Annotated in this window: 18 protein-coding genes and 2 pseudogenes; 12 read left to right on the top strand and 8 right to left on the bottom strand. The window is 74.0% G+C overall.

Annotation, left to right across the window (positions count from 1 at the left end):
• The first annotated feature begins 171 nt into the window (after nucleotides 1-171).
• From VSR01_RS11600 to VSR01_RS11610, 3 genes are all read left to right on the top strand, one after another.
• Nucleotides 172-1,290 (top strand): M4 family metallopeptidase, encoded by a 1,119-nt coding sequence (locus VSR01_RS11600; protein WP_326449178.1) that lies wholly within the window; start codon nucleotides 172-174, stop codon nucleotides 1,288-1,290.
• Between the two features lie 156 nt (nucleotides 1,291-1,446).
• Complete coding sequence (locus tag VSR01_RS11605) at nucleotides 1,447-1,710, top strand: protealysin inhibitor emfourin (protein WP_326449179.1); 264 nt, start codon at nucleotides 1,447-1,449, stop codon at nucleotides 1,708-1,710.
• A gap of 215 nt (nucleotides 1,711-1,925) precedes the next feature.
• On the top strand, nucleotides 1,926-2,897 hold the full coding sequence (locus VSR01_RS11610) for an aldo/keto reductase (RefSeq protein WP_326449180.1): 972 nt from the start codon (nucleotides 1,926-1,928) through the stop codon (nucleotides 2,895-2,897).
• An 84-nt stretch (nucleotides 2,898-2,981) separates the two neighbouring features.
• On the opposite strand, the pseudogene VSR01_RS11615 reads toward VSR01_RS11610, so the two are convergent.
• A pseudogene (locus tag VSR01_RS11615) lies at nucleotides 2,982-3,549 on the bottom strand (DJ-1/PfpI family protein).
• Between the two features lie 530 nt (nucleotides 3,550-4,079).
• On the opposite strand from VSR01_RS11615, the gene VSR01_RS11620 reads away from it, so the two are divergent.
• From VSR01_RS11620 to VSR01_RS11640, 5 genes and pseudogenes are all read left to right on the top strand, one after another.
• On the top strand, nucleotides 4,080-4,451 hold the full coding sequence (locus tag VSR01_RS11620) for a hypothetical protein (RefSeq protein WP_326449181.1): 372 nt from the start codon (nucleotides 4,080-4,082) through the stop codon (nucleotides 4,449-4,451).
• Nucleotides 4,452-4,523: 72 nt separating this feature from the next.
• Complete coding sequence (locus VSR01_RS11625; RefSeq protein ID WP_326449182.1) at nucleotides 4,524-5,321, top strand: ABC transporter ATP-binding protein; 798 nt, start codon at nucleotides 4,524-4,526, stop codon at nucleotides 5,319-5,321.
• A complete protein-coding gene (locus VSR01_RS11630; RefSeq protein ID WP_326449183.1) occupies nucleotides 5,311-6,582 on the top strand; it encodes a hypothetical protein in 1,272 nt (423 codons plus the stop codon). Before VSR01_RS11625 ends, VSR01_RS11630 begins: the two co-directional genes overlap by 11 nt.
• Nucleotides 6,579-7,196, top strand: a complete 618-nt coding sequence (locus tag VSR01_RS11635; protein WP_326449184.1) for a hypothetical protein — start codon at nucleotides 6,579-6,581, stop codon at nucleotides 7,194-7,196. Before VSR01_RS11630 ends, VSR01_RS11635 begins: the two co-directional genes overlap by 4 nt.
• 23 nt (nucleotides 7,197-7,219) lie before the next feature.
• A pseudogene (locus VSR01_RS11640) lies at nucleotides 7,220-7,597 on the top strand (TlpA disulfide reductase family protein); the annotation flags it as partial.
• Between the two features lie 318 nt (nucleotides 7,598-7,915).
• Here the strand turns inward: VSR01_RS11640 and VSR01_RS11645 are convergent.
• A complete protein-coding gene (locus VSR01_RS11645; protein ID WP_326449185.1) occupies nucleotides 7,916-9,358 on the bottom strand; it encodes an MFS transporter in 1,443 nt (480 codons plus the stop codon).
• Nucleotides 9,359-9,576: 218 nt separating this feature from the next.
• Between VSR01_RS11645 and VSR01_RS11650 the strand changes: the two genes are divergently transcribed.
• Nucleotides 9,577-10,626, top strand: coding sequence for an Lrp/AsnC family transcriptional regulator (locus VSR01_RS11650; protein WP_326449186.1), 1,050 nt, complete (start codon nucleotides 9,577-9,579; stop codon nucleotides 10,624-10,626).
• Between the two features lie 129 nt (nucleotides 10,627-10,755).
• Here VSR01_RS11650 and era read toward each other — a convergent pair whose 3' ends face one another.
• Entirely contained in the window at nucleotides 10,756-11,685 is a 930-nt protein-coding gene (era, locus tag VSR01_RS11655; RefSeq protein WP_326449187.1) for a GTPase Era, read from the bottom strand.
• Between the two features lie 263 nt (nucleotides 11,686-11,948).
• Here era and VSR01_RS11660 point away from each other — a divergent pair, with 263 nt between their 5' ends.
• Nucleotides 11,949-13,316, top strand: coding sequence for an ammonium transporter (locus VSR01_RS11660; protein ID WP_326449188.1), 1,368 nt, complete (start codon nucleotides 11,949-11,951; stop codon nucleotides 13,314-13,316).
• Complete coding sequence (locus VSR01_RS11665) at nucleotides 13,313-13,651, top strand: P-II family nitrogen regulator (RefSeq protein WP_326449189.1); 339 nt, start codon at nucleotides 13,313-13,315, stop codon at nucleotides 13,649-13,651. The genes VSR01_RS11660 and VSR01_RS11665 overlap by 4 nt, the downstream gene beginning before the upstream one ends.
• 75 nt (nucleotides 13,652-13,726) lie before the next feature.
• Here VSR01_RS11665 and VSR01_RS11670 read toward each other — a convergent pair whose 3' ends face one another.
• On the bottom strand, nucleotides 13,727-14,092 hold the full coding sequence (locus VSR01_RS11670) for a cytidine deaminase (protein WP_326449190.1): 366 nt from the start codon (nucleotides 14,090-14,092) through the stop codon (nucleotides 13,727-13,729).
• Nucleotides 14,093-14,266: 174 nt separating this feature from the next.
• Here VSR01_RS11670 and VSR01_RS11675 point away from each other — a divergent pair, with 174 nt between their 5' ends.
• Nucleotides 14,267-14,461 (top strand): hypothetical protein, encoded by a 195-nt coding sequence (locus VSR01_RS11675; RefSeq protein ID WP_326449191.1) that lies wholly within the window; start codon nucleotides 14,267-14,269, stop codon nucleotides 14,459-14,461.
• Between the two features lie 36 nt (nucleotides 14,462-14,497).
• On the opposite strand, the gene VSR01_RS11680 is transcribed toward VSR01_RS11675, so the two are convergent.
• The 4 genes from VSR01_RS11680 to VSR01_RS11695 all read right to left on the bottom strand — a co-directional run bounded on the left by VSR01_RS11680 (nucleotide 14,498) and on the right by VSR01_RS11695 (nucleotide 19,927).
• The gene (locus VSR01_RS11680) at nucleotides 14,498-15,802 is read right to left on the bottom strand and encodes a hemolysin family protein (RefSeq protein WP_326449192.1); all 1,305 of its coding nucleotides are present in this window, start codon (nucleotides 15,800-15,802) and stop codon (nucleotides 14,498-14,500) included.
• Between the two features lie 34 nt (nucleotides 15,803-15,836).
• Nucleotides 15,837-16,331 carry an rRNA maturation RNase YbeY gene (gene ybeY / locus VSR01_RS11685; RefSeq protein WP_326449193.1) on the bottom strand — a complete coding sequence of 165 codons (495 nt, stop codon included), beginning with the start codon at nucleotides 16,329-16,331 and terminating at the stop codon, nucleotides 15,837-15,839.
• A 12-nt stretch (nucleotides 16,332-16,343) separates the two neighbouring features.
• Entirely contained in the window at nucleotides 16,344-18,512 is a 2,169-nt protein-coding gene (locus tag VSR01_RS11690; protein WP_326449194.1) for a PhoH family protein, read from the bottom strand.
• A gap of 275 nt (nucleotides 18,513-18,787) precedes the next feature.
• Nucleotides 18,788-19,927, bottom strand: coding sequence for a carbohydrate kinase family protein (locus tag VSR01_RS11695; protein ID WP_326449195.1), 1,140 nt, complete (start codon nucleotides 19,925-19,927; stop codon nucleotides 18,788-18,790).
• Nucleotides 19,928-19,976 lie beyond the last annotated feature (49 nt).

Here is a 19,976-nt window from a genome sequence, read left to right on the forward strand (position 1 = left end):
GGGCGCCGGGCGGGGCGGCGGTGCCGGGGCGCGCCCGGGGCGGTGCCGGGGGCGTACTCGCGGCGGTGCCGGCTCCGGGCGCGCGTCCACCGCGGAGCGGTCATTCGCTCCTTTTCGTGGATCATGGCACCAAGCAGTGACAGAGGGTATGGCGCGTGCCACATTGCGCACATGGGAGTTTTCTGCACGATCGTGCCGCCGCACGTCCTCGACAACCTCGCGCGCTCCACGGACGGAGCGCTGTCGGACCCGGCCCGCCGGACCCTGGAGCACGACGCCCGCCAGCGCACCCGCCGCCGGCTGACCGCGGTGGCCGGCCCGCCGCCGGGGGCCGCCGCCGCGCGCGCCGCCGCGGACGCCGCGTCCGACCAGCCGCGGCGCGCCGTCTACGACGCCCGGCACAAGGACGACCTGCCCGGCAAGAAGCTGCGCGCGGAGGGCGGCAAGCCGGTCAAGGACGCCAGCGCCAACCGCGCCTACGACGGGCTCGGCGCGACCTTCGAGACGTACCTGAAGGCGTACGGACGCCGCTCCATCGACGGCGAGGGCCTGCCGCTGACCGCCAGCGTCCACTACCTGGAGGGCTACAACAACGCCTTCTGGAACGGCGAGCAGATGGTGTTCGGCGACGGCGACGGCCGGATCTTCCTCGACTTCACCATCCCGCTGGACGTCATCGGGCACGAGCTGACCCACGGCGTCACCCAGTACAGCGCCAACCTCGACTACCACGGCCAGTCCGGCGCGCTCAACGAGTCGGTCTCGGACGTCTTCGGCAGCCTGATCAAGCAGTACGCGCTGGGGCAGACCGCGGACCAGGCGGACTGGCTGATCGGCGCGGGGCTGCTCGCGCCGGGCGTCAGGGGCCACGCGCTGCGCTCGATGAAGGAGCCCGGCACCGCCTACGACGACCCGCGCCTGGGCAAGGACCCGCAGCCGGGCACGATGGCCGGCTACGTCAGCACGTCCCAGGACGAGGGCGGCGTGCACATCAACTCCGGCATCCCCAACCACGCCTTCTACCTGGCCGCCGCGGCGCTGGGCGGGCACGCGTGGGAGCGCGCGGGCCAGGTCTGGTACGACACGCTGACCGGCGGCTCGCTCTCCTCCTCGGCCGACTTCGCGGCCTTCGCCGGCGCCACGGTCGCCGCGGCGACGGCGCGCTACGGTGCGGGCGAGGTGGCCGACGCGGTGAAGTCCGCGTGGTCGCGGGTGGGGGTCGAGCCCGCGGCCGGCGCCGCGGCGCCGGTGCCGCACCAGCAGCCGGGGGAGCAGGCGCAGAAGGCGTGAGGCCGTGAGGGCGTGACGGCGCGGGCGGCGCGCGGGCCGGGGGCTTGGCGCCGTGACGGCGCTGTGACGGTGCCGGGGGCTTGGCGCCGTGACGGCGCCGGGGCGGGGAAGGGTATGGGACAGGGACCCGCGCGGGGCACAGGAAGGAGCCGGGTGATGCACATCGAGGTGGTCCGCTCCGGCGGCTTCGCGGGCATCCCGCGCCGGGCCGCGCTCGACACCGAGGGCCGTCCGGACGCGGCCCGGCTGGAGTCCCTCGCCCGCGCCGCCCTGGCCGCCCCTCCCCCGGCCGGCCGTCCCGTCCCCGACGGTTTCGCGTACACCATCACCGCGGGTCCGCGTACCGTCCACTGCGCCGACCCGCACCTCACCGCGGCGCAGCGCGTCCTGATAAGCGAGCTTCTCGGCGAGGGGGCGTAGCAGCGGGTGCCGCGCCGGGGAGCGCGGGGGAAAGCCGGGGAGCGCCGGGGAGAGCGCCCGCGCCGGGGAAAGCCGGGGAGGGCCGGGCAGCGCACGGGAGATGCGGACCGACGGGCCGGCGGGGGCACGCGTAGGGTTGCCGGTGGTGATCGAATGCGCCGCGGCCCGGGTGCCGCACCCGGGGCGGGCGGCGCGGCGACGGAGCCGGAGGAAACGTGGAATACCTGAAGCTGGGCGCTACGGGCCTTGAGGTCTCGCGGATCTGCCTGGGCTGCATGAGCTACGGGGCCAAGGACCGCGGCACCCACCCGTGGGTGCTGGAGGAGGAGGACAGCCGGCCGTTCCTGCGGCAGGCGCTGGACGCGGGGATCAACTTCTTCGACACCGCGAACGTCTACTCCGACGGCACCAGCGAGGAGATCGTCGGCCGGGCGCTGAAGGACTTCGCGGCGCGCGACGACATCGTGCTGGCGACGAAGGTGCACGGCAGGATGCGCCCGGGCGCGAACGGCGGCGGCCTGTCCCGCAAGGCGATCCTCACCGAGATCGACCACAGCCTGCGCCGGCTCGGCACCGACTACGTCGACCTCTACCAGATCCACCGGTTCGACCCGACCACGCCGGTCGAGGAGACGATGGAGGCGCTGCACGACGTGGTGAAGGCCGGCAAGGCCCGCTACATCGGGGCGAGTTCGATGTACGCGTGGCAGTTCGCCAAGATGCAGCACGCCGCCGAGCGGCACGGCTGGACCCGCTTCGTGTCCATGCAGAACCACTACAACCTGCTCTACCGCGAGGAGGAGCGGGAGATGCTGCCGCTGTGCGCGGACCAGGGCGTCGGCGTGATCCCGTGGAGCCCGCTGGCCCGCGGCCGGCTCACCCGGCCGTGGGACACGGTCAGCGCGCGCAGCGAGACCGACGAGTTCGGCAAGTCGCTCTACCAGGAGGGCGACCGGCGCATCGTGGACGCGGTCGCCGAGGTGGCCGCGGAGCGCGGCGTCTCCCCCGCGCGGATCGCGCTGGCCTGGCTGCTGCGGCAGCCCGCCGTGACCTCGCCGATCGTCGGCGCGACCAAGGCGCGGCACCTGGAGGACGCGGTCGCCGCGGTGGACGTCGTGCTGAGCGACGACGAGGCGAAGCGGCTGGAGGAGCACTACACGCCGCGCGGCATCGCGGGCCACGCCTGAGCCGCCCGGCCGGGTCGCGGGTCACGCCTGAGGCGCCCGGCCTCCCCGGCCCGGGGCGCCGACCCGGGCCGGGGCGCCGCGCCGTCAGGCCGGCGGCGCGGTCTTGCGCAGCACCTCCACGAACGCCCGCATCCAGCTGGGGTGGTCCGGCCAGGCGCGGGCCGAGACCAGCCTGCCGTCGACCACCGCGTCGCCGTCCTCGTCAGCCGGCGCCGGCTGCCAGGACGTCCGGCTCCAGCGCCGGGTACGCGGCGGTGCGCCGCCCGGTGAGCACGCCGGCCGCGGCGGAGATCTGCGGCCCGTGGCAGATCTGCGCCACCGGTTTGCCCGCGCCGAAGAAGTGCTCGACGATGCGCCGCAGGTCGGCGTCGTTGCGCAGGTACTCCGGGGCGCGCCCGCCGGGGATCACCAGCGCCGCGTACTGCTCGGGGTCCACCTCGGCGAAGGCCAGGTCGGCCGGCCAGGTGTAGCCGGGCTTCTCGGTGTACGTGTCGAAGCCGTCCTCGAAGTCGTGCACGACGAACCGCAGCTTCTTGCGCGAGGGCGCGGCGATCTCCACCGCGTAGCCCTCCTCGGTCAACCGCTGGTAGGGGTAGAACACTTCGAGCGACTCGGCCGCGTCCCCGGTCACCAGCAGGATCTTCACCGTCATGGCCCCGCACCGTCCTCTCTGATCACGTGCCCGCCCGGGCACGCGGCGTCCCTACGCCCCACGATGCCCACCCCCGCATCCCGCCACGCCCGCACGACCGGGGCGCCGTGCGCCGTCCCGCGGACGGAGCACATCCCTCCGGCCGTCGCCGGGGGCAGGAGGCCACACCGTTTCGGCCGCGCCCCGCGAACGGGCGGAACCTCCGCGGCCTCGCTCCGGCGTCGCGCCCGCCCACTCGTTCCCGTAGCCGTCACCCCTTCCAGCAGGACCGACGTCGCGGGCCCGCGGGGGCCGCGGCGCGGCGCGAAATGCCACGCGGAGGCGGATCACGCCCGCGAAAACGACCGAAAATCATACGTGAGCAGGCTCACAAACAATACATTGGGGGAATTCAGAATTCCGTCTTACGATTTTCGGCGGCTGCCCGTCAGGTATTCCGTTGCAAGCAGGCATTAAGGAATCACCACTTCCACTTCGGTGCAGCTCCACCCGGCGTCGACAGCCGGGTCGCCAGCAGAAGAGGAGAACTTGTGAAGAATCCCAGCAGGATAGCCGTCGCGGCCGGCACGGTGGCCGTTTTCGGCATGGCGCTCGCCGCTCCCGCGTTCGCGTGGGAGAACACCTTCACCACCACGGGAAGCAACATCCGACTGCCCGATCACTCGCTGAGCAGCGGTTCCCACTTCGTGCACGGCGGAGTGAACAACAACTGCAGCGGCACGGTCACGGTGCACTGGCGCCGGACCGTCAGCGGAGCGCCCGACCCGCTGATCGACCAGGTCAGCGGCGCGGCGTGCAACGTCGAGTACTACGGCGACTACAAGTCGGTCTCCTCCGGGACGTACCACGTGGACGTGGACTACGGCACCAAGGGCAAGACCGGCTGGGCCGGGGTCGAGTAGGACCCGGCGCCCCGCGCGGGGCCCGGCCGGCCGGGCCCCGCGCCACTCGGACGAATCACATGGAGGGCTCGGGTGTTTGCCGTCGAAGTCTCAGGAGTGACCGTACGCCGTGGCGACCGGAGAATATTGAATGCCGTCGATCTCGCCCTTCCCGAGGGAATCACCGCACTCCTGGGGCCGAACGGATCAGGAAAGACCACACTCCTGCGGACGCTGGTGAACGACATGGAACGCGAGAGTGGGAGCGTCAGCGTCCATGGCCACGATTTCTCGACCGGAAACGGCAGATCCGCCCTGCCGAGGACCGTCGGATACCTTCCCCAGACCTTCGACTTCTGGCCGCATTTCACGGTCCGCGAAACGCTGCTCTATATCGCGTGGATCAAGGGCGTGCCGAGACGGGACCGCATGTCCGAGGCACAGCGGGCCGGCGAGGCGTTCGGTCTCGGTCGGCACATGGACGCGCGCATGAAGACGCTGTCGGGCGGCACCGTGCGGCGCGTGGGGATCGCCCAGGCGGTGCTGGGAGGACCGCGGCTCCTCCTGCTCGACGAGCCGGCGGCCGGCCTCGACCCGGCGCAGCGCGCCGCCATGCGCGAGGCCGTCGTCGCTCTCGCCGCGCAGGGGCGAAGCGTCGTGCTGAGCACCCACCTGGTCGACGATCTGGCCGATTACTGCCGGCACGTCGTCGTCCTGCGGGGCGGCCGCGTCGCCTTCTCCGGCACGGCGTCGGCGTTCCTGCGGCTGGGCGGCGACCCGCTGTCCGGCGGCACGGCCGAGGCGGCGTACGCGGCGGCGCTGCTCGGGCCCGGTGCGGGGCCCAGGGCCGCAGCAGCGGCCGGAACCGAGGGGGACGGCCGTGCGCGCTAGCGTCGTCGCGCTGTTGCTGCGGCGTTCATCCGCCGCCGCCGCGTTCCCCCTCCTCGCCGCCGTCGCCTTCTACGGCTGCCTGCGATCCCAGTCCCTGTGGCTCGGGGACTGGGCCGAGACCAGCCTCCAGGTCCGCAACTCGCTGGTGTTCTCCGGACCGGCGCTGGCGGCCCTGGGGGCGTGGGCGGCCGATCGGGAGGCCCGCCACGGCCCGAGCCATCTGCATCGGACCGGTGCGGTGCCCCGGTGGCACCAACTGGCCGCCGTCTGGGGGGCCGCCGCCGTCTGGGCTCTGGCCGCCTACACGGCGGCGGCAGCGACGACACTGCTGACCTCGTGGTCCAGCTCGGTCTGGGGCGCACCGTCCCTTTCCCTGCTCGCCGCCGGCGCACTGGCGTCACTGACCTACGTCACCTTCGGCTTCGCGGTCGGCCGGCTGTGGCCGTCGCTGTTCGCGGTACCGCTGGCCGCCGTCGTGGTGTACGGCTGCGGGCTGGCGGCTCTGGAGAACTGGACGTCACCGTGGCGCCACCTGGTGCCGTACAACGACGACGTGATCACCGACGGGGCCACGTACCGAGGGGGCCTGCTGGCGGCGCAGTCGGTGTGGCTCACCGGTCTGCTGGCCCTGTCCGCGGTCGTCGCACTGCGCAAGGGCCTCGCCCTGACGGTGCGCACGGCGATCACGGCGGGTGTCGCGGCGACGGCCCTGCTGGTGGTCGGCGCCGCGGCGGCGGTCGCCGAGGGGGGCGACTTCATCCGCCACCAGGACATCGCCGTGAGCGACCTGACATGCGATCAGGGCACACCCGCGGTGTGTCTGCACCCCAGTCGGGCCTCCCAACTCCCGGCGGCCCGAGGCGCGGTGGAGCGGGTCGTGGAAGCCTTCCGAGGGGTGCGCGGGCTTCCGGCACGCTACGTGGAGGCGGGCGTGCTGAGCCGGGTACCGGCCGACACGCTGGAATTCCCCCTGGGCGACCGCGGCTTCGACGAGGACCAGGTGTCCCTGTCCATCGTCGACGACATGCTGTACCGGGCCCCGTGCGCGCGAACGCCCGTCTCCGCGGGTGGCCCCAGCCGCGGCACGGTGATCGAGGTGTGGTTCCTCCGGCACCGTTCCCTGGGGTCCGGAACCCAGCCGGCCGCGGTCCGCGGCGCCGTCGACCGCGTCGACGCCATGCCCGCCGCACGGCGCACCGCGTTCTTCCAGCAGTCCCTGGCGGCATCGCCCGACGCCTGCGCGGCCGGGAGGACGCCATGAACCCGGTACGCCTGTACCTGCGGTCGCGTCAGGCCGGAGCGCTCGGGGGCTCACTGCTCGGCCTCGGCCTGTGCGCAGCCGCCCTGGCACAGGTGACCGGCCGCGCGGCCGTCGCTCCCGTGCTGCCCGTGCTGTCGTCCGCGTCGGCGGCGGCGCTGACCGGCGTCAGTCTCCGTTCCCCGTTCGGCCGGACGGAAGCCCCGTTCCGAGCCGGACCGCTGGGCCGGGCCCGCCTCGCCCACGTGCTGTGCGCCTACGTCGCCGCGCTGGCGGCGCTGGCCCCGGCCGCATGGGCCGCCGGCGCGGGTCCCGCCGTCGCTGCCACCGCGCGCGGGCTCGTCGGGTACGACGCCGCCGCACTGCTCGCCGTCGCCTTCCTGGGGGCGGCCCGCTCATGGGTCCCGGTGCTCTGCCTCGGAGTGGCGGCGCTCAGCCTTCCGCTGCCTTCTTCGACCTCTCCCTGGCTGTGGGGATGGACCGGCGCGGACGTGCGAGGACCGGCGGCGTGGCTGTCGGCCGCCGCGATCGTGCTGCTCGCGCGTCTGGCGAGCGGCGTCACGGACAGGGGAGGTCCGCCCGGCCTGCGGGCCCGCGGAGCCCGGCGGCCTGGCTGATGGGCCGTGGGATACTGCCGGGCATGACCGCACGTCACACGAGGGCCGGTGGTTTACCGGCGTTTCTCGCCTCGGCCGTCTGCTCGGTGCTGGTGCTCGCGCTCGGCGCGTGTGACGGGGGCGGGGGTTCCGGGGGCGGTGCGTTCACGGTCAACGGCGCGGGGTTCGACACCGCGAAGGCGGGGCACCGGCAGGTGGCGCCCGACATCGGCGGGCCGACCGTCGACGGCGGCACGGTGCACCTGTCGGACTTCGCCGGCAAGGTCGTGGTCGTCAACGTGTGGGGTTCCTGGTGCCCGCCGTGCCGCGCGGAGGCCCCGGACTTCGGGACCACCTACGAGAAGTACCGCGACCGTGGCGTGCAGTTCCTCGGCGTCAACACCCGGGACTCCTCACCCGGGCAGGCCCGGCAGTTCGAGAAGCGTTTCGACATCCCCTACCCGAGCATCTTCGACCCGCCCGGCCTGGCAGATCCTGCGCTTCCCCAAGGGCACGCTGAACCCGCAGTTCATCCCCTCCACCCTCGTGATGGACCGCGAGGGCCGCATCGCCGCGCGCGCTCTGAAGCCGCTGAGCGGCGATGCGTTGGAGCAGGAACTGGACGCGGTGCTCGCCGAGAAGACCTGACCGCCGAGCCCCCGGCCGCGGCCGCCGGCCGGAGCCGGCCGGGGTGGGCCCGGGTGGGCCGGGAGCCCGGGTGGGCCGAGGGCTCGACAGGATCAGCGGGTGCGGGTCGCCGGGGGCGGGGCGGCCTCGGGGGCCCCGGAGCCGCCCCGCGGGGTGGCCGGGTGGGCCGCCGGCGCGGGGGTGCGGACGGCGGCGAGGACCGCGACCGCCGCGACCGTCGCCGCGATCGCGGACCACAGGGCGACCCGGTCGATGCCCGAGGCGTAGCCGGCGTGCAGGTCGGGGGCCGCGGCGCGGACCCGGTCGGAGAAGACCGCGCCCAGCAGCGCGATGCCGAGCGTCATGCCGAGCTGCCGGAAGGTGTTGACCGCCGCGCCGGCCATCCCCGCGCGGGCCGGCGGGACGGACTCGACCGCCGCCGAGACCAGCACGGGCGTGGCCAGGCCCACGCCGACGCCGCTCACCGCGAGCCCGGCGAACAGCGCGGTCTGCCCGGACGAGGCGTGCACCGACGCCCACAGCAGCAGCGATCCCGCGCCGATCAGCAGCATCCCGCCGCCGATGGGCACCCGCGGCGCGAACCGGTGCGTGTGCCGGCCGGCCGCGCCGGCCACCACGAACGCCGTGCCGGCCAGCGGCATCAGCGCCAGGCCGCCGCGCACCGGGCTGAGCCCGAGCACGTCCTGCAGCCACAGCGAGATGAACACCAGCCCGCTGAACGCGGCCAGTTGGTAAAGCAGCGCACCGGCCAGCAGCCCGGAGAACGCGGGCCGGCGCAGCAGCGCGAGGTCCAGCATCGGGTGCGCCGAGCGCAGTTCGACCGGTACGAAGACCACCGCGGCCACCCCGGCCAGCACGAACGCGGCGACGCTCTGCCCGTCGCCCCAGCCGTGCTCGCCGCCGCGGATCAGCGCATAGGTGAGCGAGGCGGCGGCGACGGTGAAGACCAGCGCGCCCGGCACGTCCAGCCGCCCGGCGCCGCGCCCGCCGACCGGCAGCACCTTCAGCGTCAGCGCCACGGCGGCCACCGCGATCGGCAGGTTGACCAGGAAGATCGCCTGCCAGCCGAAGCCCTGGGTGAGCAGGCCGCCGACGATCGGCCCGGCCGCGGCGGCGGCGCCGTTGACCGCGCCCCACACGCCGAAGGCGACGCCGCGGTCGCGTCCGGCGTAGGTCGCGGACACCAGGGCCGCCGAGGTCGCGAACATCGCCGCGCCGCCCACGCCCTGCACCGCCCGCGCGGTGATCAGCGCCGCGGCGTTCGGCGACAGCGCGCAGGCCAGCGAGGCGAGCGCGAAGACGGTGAGCCCGGCGACGTAGAGCCGGCGGTGGCCGAAGAGGTCGGCGAGCGAGCCCGCGGCCATGAGCAGCGCGGCCAGCGCCAGCGCGTAGACGTCGATCACCCACTGCAGCGAGGAGAACGACGCGTTCAGGTCGTCCGCCATCCGCGGCAGCGCGACGTTCACGATCGTGACGTCGACCAGCAGGATGAAGGCGCCGAGGCATATCGCCACCAGGGGCAGCCACTTGCGCATGAGTGGAACTCCGTTCGGGTCGGGGAGGGGACGAGCGGTGCGCTCCCGGCGGCCCGGGACCTCCGGGACACCGGGACGCCGGGACCTCCGGGGCACCAGAGCTTCCGGGACGCCGGGACCTCCGGGACGCCCGCACGCCCCACGATCCGCGTACGCACCCGCACCCCACAGCCACCACCCCTTCCGCGGCGGAATCCGACATCACCTACCCTCGGCGTATGAGATCCGACGATCCCTGGAATCTGATGCACGGATTCGACAGCCTCGACCGGAGCATCGCGCAGGCGCTGCAGATCGACGGCCGGGCGCCGTTCAGCCGGATCGCGCAGGTCCTGGGCGTCTCCGACCAGACCGTCGCCCGGCGCTACGCGCGGCTGCGCGGCAGCGGCGCGGTCCGGGTGCTGGGTTTGCCCGATCCACTGCGGCTGGGCATCACCCCGTGGCTGGTACGGGTGCGCTGCACGCCGGACGCGGCGGGTTCGGTCGCCGAGGCGCTGGCGCGGCGCGCGGACACCCGCTGGGTCAGCCTCATCTCCGGCGGCACCGAGATCTCCTGCATGGTGCACGGCGCCGAGCCCGGCCAGGGCGACGCGCTGCTGCTGCAGAAGCTGCCGCGCACGCCGCGGGTGGTGCAGGTGTCCGCGCACGCGCTGCTGCACGTCTTCTTCGGCCGCGAGCTGAGCCCGGTGAGCCGGTCGGGGCCGCTCGGCCCGGCCGAGCTGGCGGCGCTGGCGCCCGAGGACGGCCGCCGCGCGGACGCGTGGCAGAGCGCCTCCGAGGTGGGCGACCCGGTGCCGCTCGGGCCCGGCGATCTGCGGCTGTTCGACGCGCTCGCGGTGGACGGCCGCGCGCCGGCCGCGGAGCTGGCCGAGGCGACCGGCTGGTCGCAGACGACGGTCCGCCGCCGGATGTCGGAACTGCGCGCCCTGGGCGCGCTCTACTTCGATCTGGACCTGGCCGCGGGGGCGCTCGCGCCGGAGGCGATGCGGGTCGGGCTGTGGCTGGACGTCGAGCCCGCCCGGCTGGCCGAGGTCGGCGCGGCGATGGCCCGGCACCACGAGGTGGCGTTCGTCGCCGCCACGACCGGCACGGCGAACGTCTACGCCTCGGTGAGCTGCAAGGACCCCGGCTCGCTCTACCGCTACGTGACCGGTCCGGTCGCCGCGCTGCCCGGCATCCGCCGCGCCGAGACCGCGCCGGTGCACCGCAACCTCAAGGGCGCGGGACCGCACTACGCGCCGCGCCGCGACCACCCCGACCGGGCCTGACCCGCCCGATCGCGCCGGACCCGCCCGACTGCGCACGATCCCGCCTGACCCGCCGGACCGGGCCTGACCCGCCCGACCCGCCGCGCCCGGGGCCGCGCCCGCCCGGGCCGCAGCCCCCGGCGGGACGGGTCAGAACCCGAGCTTGCGCAGCTGCTTGGGGTCGCGCTGCCAGTCCTTCGCGACCTTCACGTGCAGGTCGAGGAAGACCGGCGTGCCCAGCAGCGCCTCGATCTGCCGGCGCGACGTGGTGCCGACGTCCTTCAGCCGCGCGCCCTTCGGGCCGATGACGATGCCCTTCTGGCTGGGCCGCTCGATGTAGAGGTTGGCGTGGATGTCGAGCAGCGGGCGGTCGGCGGGACGGCCCTCGCGCGGCACCATCTCCTCCACGACGACCGCGATGGAGTGCGGCAGTTCGTCGCGCACGCCTTCCAGCGCCGCCTCCCGGATCAGCTCGGCCACCATCACCTGCTCCGGCTCGTCGGTGAGGTCGCCCTCGGCGTAGAGCGCGGGGCCCTCGGGCAGCAGCGGCACCAGCAGGTCGGCGAGCAGGCCCACCTGCGCGCCGCTCACCGCCGAGACCGGCACGATCTCCGCCCACTCGATGCCGAGGTCCCGGCCCACCTTGTCGACGGCCATCAGCTGCGTCGCCAGCCGCTCGGCGTCGACCAGGTCGGTCTTGGTGACCACCGCGACCTTCGGCGTCTTCTTGACGCCGGCCAGCTCGCGGGCGATGTAGGTGTCGCCGGGGCCCAGCTTCTGGTCCGCGGGCAGGCAGAAGCCGATCACGTCGACCTCGGCCCAGGTGGCGCGGACCACGTCGTTGAGCCGCTCGCCGAGCAGCGTGCGCGGCTTGTGCAGGCCCGGGGTGTCGACCAGGACGAGCTGGGCGTCCGGGCGGTGCACGATGCCCCGCACGGTGTGCCGGGTGGTCTGCGGCCGGTTGGAGGTGATCGCCACCTTCTGGCCGACCAGAGCGTTCGTCAGGGTCGACTTGCCGGCGTTGGGCCGCCCGACGAAACAGGCGAAACCGGACCGGTGGGAAGGGGTGCGAGCGCTCATGCCCCCATTCTCCCCGATCGCGGCACCGCTCCCGGCCACGGCTCGGGCCGCGCCCCCGCCACACCGCCGGCCACCGCTCGGCCCGCGCCCCCGCCACACCGCCGGCCACGGCTCGGGACGCCGCGGAACGGCGTCCCGCGAACGCCGCGGTGACGCGGCGGAAACGTCTCGGCAACACGAAACACCGGCGAAACACATCCGTCCCCGCCGCGAAACGCACACCGACGACCCTCGTAGGGCCTCGCCGACCGAAGGGACGCCCCGTGCTGCTGCTCTCCGCCGCACCGTCCACCGCCGACGCGGGCGACACCGCGTGGCTGCTGGCCGCCACCGCCCTGGTGCTGCTGATGACGCCGGGCCTGGCGCTCTTCTACGGCGGCATGGTCCGCAGCAAGAGCGTCCTCAACATGTTCATGATGAGCTTTGTGTCGATCGCCCTGGTCACCGTCGTGTGGCTGGTGGCCGGCTACAGCCTGGCGTTCGGCCCCGACGCCGACGGGCTCGGGCTGATCGGCGGCCTGGAGCACGCCGGGATGCACGGGATCGGCCCGGACGCGGTCACCGGCCGTGTGCCCACGCTCCTCTTCGCCGCCTTCCAGCTGACCTTCGCGATCATCACCGCCGCCCTGATCAGCGGCGCGGTCGCGGACCGGGCCCGGTTCGGCGCGTGGACGGTCTTCGTGCCGGTGTGGACGCTGCTCGTATACGCGCCGGTCGCGCACTGGGTGTTCGGCTCCGGCGGCTGGATCACGGGCCGGCTGCACGCGCTGGACTTCGCCGGCGGCACGGTCGTCGAGGTGTGCTCGGGCGCCTCGGGGCTCGCGCTCGCGATCGTGCTGGGCCCGCGGCTGGGCTTCGGCAAGGAGGCGATGCGCCCGCACAACCTGCCGCTGGTGCTGCTTGGCGCCGGGCTGCTGTGGTTCGGCTGGTTCGGCTTCAACGCGGGGTCGGCGCTCGGCGCGAACGGCCTGGCCGCGGCCGCCTTCTTCAACACCCAGGCGGCCGGCTGCGCGGGCCTGCTGGGCTGGCTCGCGGTGGAGAAGCGCAGGGACGGCCACGCGACCACGCTCGGCGCCGCGTCCGGTTCGGTGGCCGGCCTGGTCGCGATCACCCCGTCCTGCGGCAGCGTCGACCTGCTCGGCGCGGTCGTCGTGGGCCTGGCCGCCGGCGTGCTCTGCTCGTACGCGGTGAGCTGGAAGTTCCGCTGGGGCGTGGACGACTCGCTGGACGTGGTGGGCGTGCACCTGGTCGGCGGCGTCGTCGGCACGCTCTTGATCGGACTGCTCGCCTCCGCGTCCATGACGCACGGCCCGAAGGGCCTGTTCTACGGCGGCGGGCTCGGCCAGCTCGGGCGGCAGTCCGTCGCGGTGGCGGTCGTCGGGGCGTACGCCTTCGCCGTCACGTACGGGATCGGCAAGGCGATCGACCGGCTGGCCGGCTTCCGCGCCACGGCGGACGACGAAAGGACCGGCCTGGACCTGACCGTGCACGCCGAGACCGCCTACGATCACGGCGTACTCACGCACGGCACCTCGCACGGCCTGTCGCACGGCGCCCTCCTCGGCGGGCCCGCCCCGCGTCCTGCCGCGCCCGGCGCCGGGCCCGCGCAGGACAGGAGCCCGCTGGGATGAAACTGGTCACCGCCGTGATCAAGCCGTACAAGCTGGACGAGGTGAAGACGGCGCTGCAGACCTTCGGCGTGCACGGGCTGACCGTGACCGAGGCGAGCGGCTACGGCAGGCAGCGCGGCCACACCGAGGTCTACCGCGGCGCGGAGTACCGGGTCGACCTGGTGCCCAAGGCGCGGATCGAGGTCCTGGTCGAGGACGCCGACGCCGACGCCGTGATCGACGCGGTGGTGGCCGCGGCGAGGACCGGCAAGATCGGCGACGGCAAGGTGTGGGCGGTGCCGGTGGAGACGGCGGTACGGGTCCGCACCGGCGAACGCGGGCCGGACGCGCTGTAGTCGCGCCGGGACCGGCGGGGACGCGCGAGGTCGGCGTCCACGGCGTCCACCGCGTCCGCGGCGTCCGCGCCGGGGTCAGCCGGCGGTGACCGTGGCCCGGACGGCGCCGTCCGGGCCGGCGAGCAGCACCGGCGTGTCCGGGCCGCCCAAGTCCCGTACGGCGGCGCGGTCCTGGTCCGCGGCGGCCTCCGCGTCGGTGACGATGGCGGCGGCCTCCAGCGAGGTGGCGCCGCTGGCGACCGCCATCGCGACGGCGGTCTGCAGCGCGCTCAGCCGCAGCGAGTCCAGGGCCACCGTGCCGGCCACGTAGGTGCGGCCGGTCCCGTCGCGCACGGCCGCGCCCTCGGGCACGCCGTTGCGCGCACGGGCGGACCGGGCGAGCGTGATGAGCTTGCGGTCCTCGGGGTTCTCGGGGGCGGCGGTGGCCTCGGCGTCGCTCATGCCCGTGATCATACGGCGCTCGCTCACGGCGCCGGAGGCCGCGCTCTGTCCGGGCCCCGGCCCGCTTCCTCCGGGGGCGCCGACCCGGCGGTCTCACGCTGTGTGACTGGAGATGCGCGAGGGGCGACCTCCGCCTAGCCTGAGCAGAGCGTCGTCTCATATGAGGTGATTTTCATGCTTTTGCACATGCCGTTCGTCATCGCTCTCGCCGTGGTGACGTTCTTCCTCACCCGCAAGGGCGGGCTCAAGAGCAGCCACGCGCTGGCCTGCGGGGCGTTCGGCTTCTACCTCGCCGACACCAGCTTCTCCGGGTCGATCCACGAGGCGAGCGCGAACCTGCTGAGCATGCTCGGCCAGTTCAGCGTCTGAGCACCGCCGGGCGCTGGGCCAGCCAGACGGCGCGGCTCAGCGCTCGGCGTCGAGCGGGCCCCGGGAGCCGAGGGGCTCGACGAGGACCGTGCCGATGCGGTTGCGCCGCCCCGCCTGGGTCTCCGCGGTGAGCCGCAGCGCCACCGTCTCGCGCGCGGAGGACGCGTCCTCGGGCAGCGGCACCACCGCCGTCGCCCCCGGAATCGGCACCCTGCCGAGGGACTTCGCGAGCAGCCCGCCGACCGTCTCGACGTCGTCGTCGTCGAGCAGCACCCCGTACAGCTCCCCGAGGTCGCCGATGTCCAGGCGCGCGGTGACGCGGTAGCGGCCCTCGCCCAACTCCTCGACCGGCGGCGTCTCGCGGTCGTACTCGTCGGTGATCTCGCCGACGATCTCCTCCAGGATGTCCTCGATCGTCACGATGCCCGCGGTCCCGCCGTACTCGTCGATCACCACCGCGACGTGGTTGCGCTCGCGCTGCATCTCGCGCAGCAGGTCGCCCGCGTTCTTGGTGTCGGGGACGAACGCGGCCGGCCGGATCAGCGAGGACACCGGGTCGGACTCGGCGTCGCGGTTGATGTGCACGCGGCGCGCCAGGTCCTTGAGGTAGACGAAGCCCACCACGTCGTCCTCGCTCTCCCCGGTCACCGGGATCCGGGAGAAGCCGCTGCGCAGCGCCAGCGTCATGGCCTGGCGGACCGTCTTGAACCGCTCGATCATGACCAGTTCGGTGCGCGGCACCATCACCTCGCGCACGATGGTGTCGCCGAGTTCGAAGACCGAGTGCACCATGCGGCGCTCCTCGTCCTCGATCAGCGACTCGGACTCGGCGAGGTCCACCATCGCCCGCAGCTCCGCCTCGGAGGCGAACGGCCCGCGCTTGAAGCCCTTGCCGGGCGTCAGCGCGTTGCCGAGCAGGATCAGCAGCCCCGGCACCGGGCCCATCACCCGGGCCAGCGGCAGCAGGACGTACGAGGCGGCGGTCGCGGTGTTCATCGGGTGCTGGCGGCCGATGGTGCGCGGCGAGACGCCCACCGCGACGTACGACACCAGGACCATCACGCCGATCGCCACGCACAGCACCTGCCAGGTGCGGTCGAAGGTGCGGTCGCTGACCACGGTGATCAGCACCGCGGCCGCGGTCTCGCAGCCGACCCGCACCAGCAGGGCGACGTTGAGGTAGCGCGTCGGGTCCGAGGCGACCGCCAGCAGGTTGGCGGCGCCCCGGCGGCCCGAGCGCAGCGCGTCCTCGGCGCGGAAGCGCGAGACGCGGGCGATGGCGGTCTCGGCGCAGGCGGCGAGCCAGGCGACGATGACCAGCAGGACGGCGGAGACGATCATGCCCGTGGGGTGTCCCTCGTGTCCGTCGCCGCCGTCAGTGGGTGGTCGGGGCCGGCGAGGGCCCGTCCACGCCGCGCCCGGCCCGCCAGTCGTCCAGGATCGCCTTCTGCAGGCCGAACATCTCGGCCCGCTCGTCCGGCTCGCCGTGGTCGTAGCCGAGCAGGTGCAGGACGCCGTGGACGGTGAGCAGCTGCAGCTCCTCGTCCATCGAGTGCTTGGTCGGCGCCTGCTCGCCCTGCTTCTTCGCCACCTCCGGGCACAGCACGATGTCGCCGAGCAGCCCCTGCGCCGGCTCCTCGTCGTCCTTGCCCGGACGCAGCTCGTCCATCGGGAACGACATCACGTCCGTCGGCCCCGGCAGGTCCATCCACTGCAGGTGCAGCTGCTCCATGGCGGGCGCGTCCACCGCGATCACCGACAGCTCGGACAGGGGGTGGATGCGCATCCGGTGCAGCGCGTAACGGGCCGCGTCCAGGATCGCCTGCTCGTCGATGTCCCAGCCGGACTCGTTGTTGACGTCGATCGCCATGGGGTGGGTCGGCTACTTTCTCTTGGGCCGGGCCGAGCGGTCGCCGCCGCGGCGCTCCCCGCCGCGGTCGCCGTCGCCCGCGGTCTCGTTGTCGTACCGCTCGTAGGCGTCCACGATGCGTCCCACCAGCTTATGGCGTACCACGTCGGTGCTGGTGAGCCGGGAGAAGTGCACGTCGTCCACGTCCGCGAGGATCGCCTGCACCTCCCGCAGCCCGCTCTTGGTGCCCCCCGGCAGGTCCACCTGCGTGATGTCCCCGGTCACCACGATCTTCGAGTCGAACCCGAGCCGGGTGAGGAACATCTTCATCTGCTCCGCGCTGGTGTTCTGCGCCTCGTCGAGAATGATGAACGCGTCGTTGAGCGTGTTGTGCGTCAGCAGGTGATCCTCGGTGACGTAGAGCGAGTCCTGCGCGGCCACCTGGATGCACACGGTCTCCTCGCGTCCGGCGGGCTCGATGCTGTCGACGAAGCGCATCGGACGGCCGCCGCCGCCCGCCGCCCGGTACTTCTCCGCCTTGCGCGCCAGGCGAAAGGGCTCGATTCCCTCCGGGAGCCGGATGTCGACGATGTGCGCGTCGTGGCGGTGGTGCACGTCCCGGCCGTGCGCCCGTCCCGGCTTACGTCCCTGCGCGGCCCGGCGGCGGGTGTAGGCGACTCCGCCGAGGGACTGCACGAGGGCCACCACGTCGTCGCGCAGCACGATGGACGTGGTCGTGTACTGGACGCGGCACGTGCGGTCGGCCTGGGTGACCGGGCCGCCGTCGGCGTCCAGCAGGCCCTGCAGCACGGCCAGCCGGACGTCCGCCGAGTTGCGCAGATAGACCTCGGGCACGAACTTCGCGTGCGACCTGTTGCCGAGCAGGTCCAGAGCCCTCATGGCCGCCGTGACGGGGTTCTCCAGCGTGACGACGTCACCGGGCGTGCGGACCCGGTTCAGGGTGTAGTCGACCCCCCTCTTGCGGTTCACCTCGACGCCGGGCAGCGCCGCCTGGAGGGCGGCGGCCAGTTCGGTGTCCTCGGTGGAGAAGGAGGGCGTGGTCCGTCCGGTCAGACAGCCGTCGCCGAGGAGCAGACCCAGGGCGTACGGGTCCATCGGGACGGGCTGCTCCGGGAGGCTGACCGGTGCGGTGAGCATCGGCAGTTCGTAGCGGCGGTAGTGGGCCGCGCGGAGCTTGCCGATCATCTCCTGGGTCTCCAGGACCCGCCACGGCTTGTCGCGCCGCTTGTCGTCGCGCGTCCGCACCGTCCACAGGTGCTCGCCGCAGCACAGGGTCGAGGCGCCGTCCTGCGCCGTGACCCGGTAGACGTCCTTCTCGCCCTGCGGGTAGACGCCGAGCACCGGGGTCGGTTCGCCGCCTGAGCCGATGACCAGGTCGCCGACCCGGAGGTCGCCGATGGGGCGCCAGCCGTCCGGCGTCAGCACGTTGGTGAAGACCGGCTGCGCCCGTCCCCGCATGTACGCCAGCGGGGCGACCTCGATCGTGCCCGCGGCCATCAGGCGGGGGATCGAGTCGGGGTCGATCATGTCGTGCAGGGCGTCGTACAGGGGGCGCAGGTAGGGGTCGATCTTCTCGTAGAGGGTGCCGGGGAGGAAGCCGAGGCGTTCGCCGGCCTCGACCGCGGGGCGGGTCAGGATGATGCGGTTGACCTGCTTGGACTGCAGGGCCTGGACCGCCTTGGCCATCGCCAGGTAGGTCTTGCCGGTGCCGGCCGGGCCGATGCCGAAGACGATCGTGTGCTTGTCGATCGCGTCGACGTACCGCTTCTGGTTGAGCGTCTTGGGGCGGATGGTGCGGCCGCGGCTGGACAGGATGTTCTGGGTGAGCACCTGGGCCGGGGTCTCCGCGCCCTCGCCGTCGGGTGCGCCGTCGGCGTTGGCCCGCAGCATGGCGATGGAGCGCTCGACGGCGTCCTCGGTCATCGGCTGGCCGGTGCGCAGCACGAGCATCATCTCGTCGAAGAGCCGCTGGACCAGGGCCACCTCGGGGGCGTCCCCGACGGCGCTGATCTCGTTGCCCCGCACGTGGATGTCGACGGCGGGGAACGCGCGCTCGATCACGCGGAGGAGGGCGTCTCCCGAGCCCAGCACGGTGACCATGGGGTGCTTGGCCGGTACGACGAAGTGGGCGCGCGCCTGCTGGGGCTGCTGCGGCTGGTGCGTGGTCGGTGTCTGAGTCATGGGCAGGCTCTAGGGCCTGCACATCCCGCCTTCTGCGTTCGAGGGCCTGTCGGCCCTGGGGTGACCCAAGCCTACGACGTGCGGCGGCGCCCGCCGAGGGGTTTAGGCCCGGGTGGCCGGGGGTCTCGGGCGCCGGGTCCCGGGTGGCCAGGGGTCTCGGGCACCGGGTTTCGGGTGCCGGGGCCCCGGGTGCCGGGTCCCGGGCGCCGGGGTCCCGCGCGGCCGTGGTCCCGGCGGGCGGCCTCCCGGGGAGCCGGGCCCGCGCGAGGCCCCGGTCACTCCCCCGGGGCGTCCGGCGGGCGGGGGGCCGGGCGGAAGCCGACCGTGGGGACCGCGCGGCGCAGCGGCCAGGGCCGGGTGCCGGTGGGCAGCAGGTCCTCCAGGAAGCCGTAGCGCACCAGCGCCTCGCGCTCGGCGGGCCGGCCGCCGGACCGGCCGGCGTACGCCTTGGCCTGTTCCCACCAGCCGGCGATCTCGGTCCAGCCGGGCGCCGACAGCGAGCCGCCGAACTCCTGCACCGACAGCGCCGCGCACAGCGAGGCGAAGGCCAGCCGGTCGGCCAGCCGCCAGCCGGCCAGGGAGCCGGTGAGGAAGCCGGCCACGAAGACGTCGCCCGCGCCGGTCGGGTCCAGCGTCTCGACCAGCAGGGCCGGCACCTCGGCGGTCTCGCCGGTGGAGGAGTCCACCGCGCAGGCGCCCTCCGCGCCGAGGGTGACGACGGCGACCGGCACGAGCTCGGCGAGGCGGCGGGCGGCCTCGCGGGGGCTGTCGGCCCGGGTGTAGCGCATCGCCTCCTCAGCGTTGGGCAGGAAGGCGGCGCAGTGCCGCAGCGCGTCGAGGTCCGCGGGGTCCCAGCGGCCGGAGTCGTCCCAGCCGACGTCGGCGAAGATCCGGGTGCCGGAGGCCGCCGCGTCGGCGATCCAGTCGCCCTCCTGCGACTCCGAGCGGTGGCCGAGCGCGGCGACGGCGGCCCGGGCGGGCGGCGGGCAGGCGGGGACGGCGCCTTCCGGCGGCGGGGCGCGGTGGCCGTGGCTGACCATGGTCCGCTCGCCCTCGTACGCCATCGAGACGGTGACCGGGGAGTGCCAGCCGGGGATGCGGCGCGAGGGGGTGAGGTCGATGCCCTCGCCGTCGCGCAGGCTGTCCCAGCAGTAGTCGCCGTAGACGTCGTCGCCGAAGGCCGCGGCGAGCGTGGTGCGCAGACCGAGGCGGGCCAGGGCGGTGGCCATGTTGGCGATGCCGCCGGGGCTGGAGCCCATGCCGCGGGCCCAGGTCTCGGTGCCGCGGACGGGGGCGCGGTCGAGCCCGGTGAAGATGATGTCGAGGAAGACGGTCCCGGTGAGGTACACGTCCGTGTCGGGGTCGCCCGCCGCGCGCAGGCCGGCGAGCGGGTCGAGAACGGGCTGCTCGTCCATCCCCCCACTCTTCCACGCGGGTCCGACAGGTCCGCGTCACGACGTTCCG

The sequence above is a fragment of the Actinacidiphila sp. DG2A-62 genome (assembly GCF_035825295.1).
GTDB lineage: Bacteria > Actinomycetota > Actinomycetes > Streptomycetales > Streptomycetaceae > Actinacidiphila.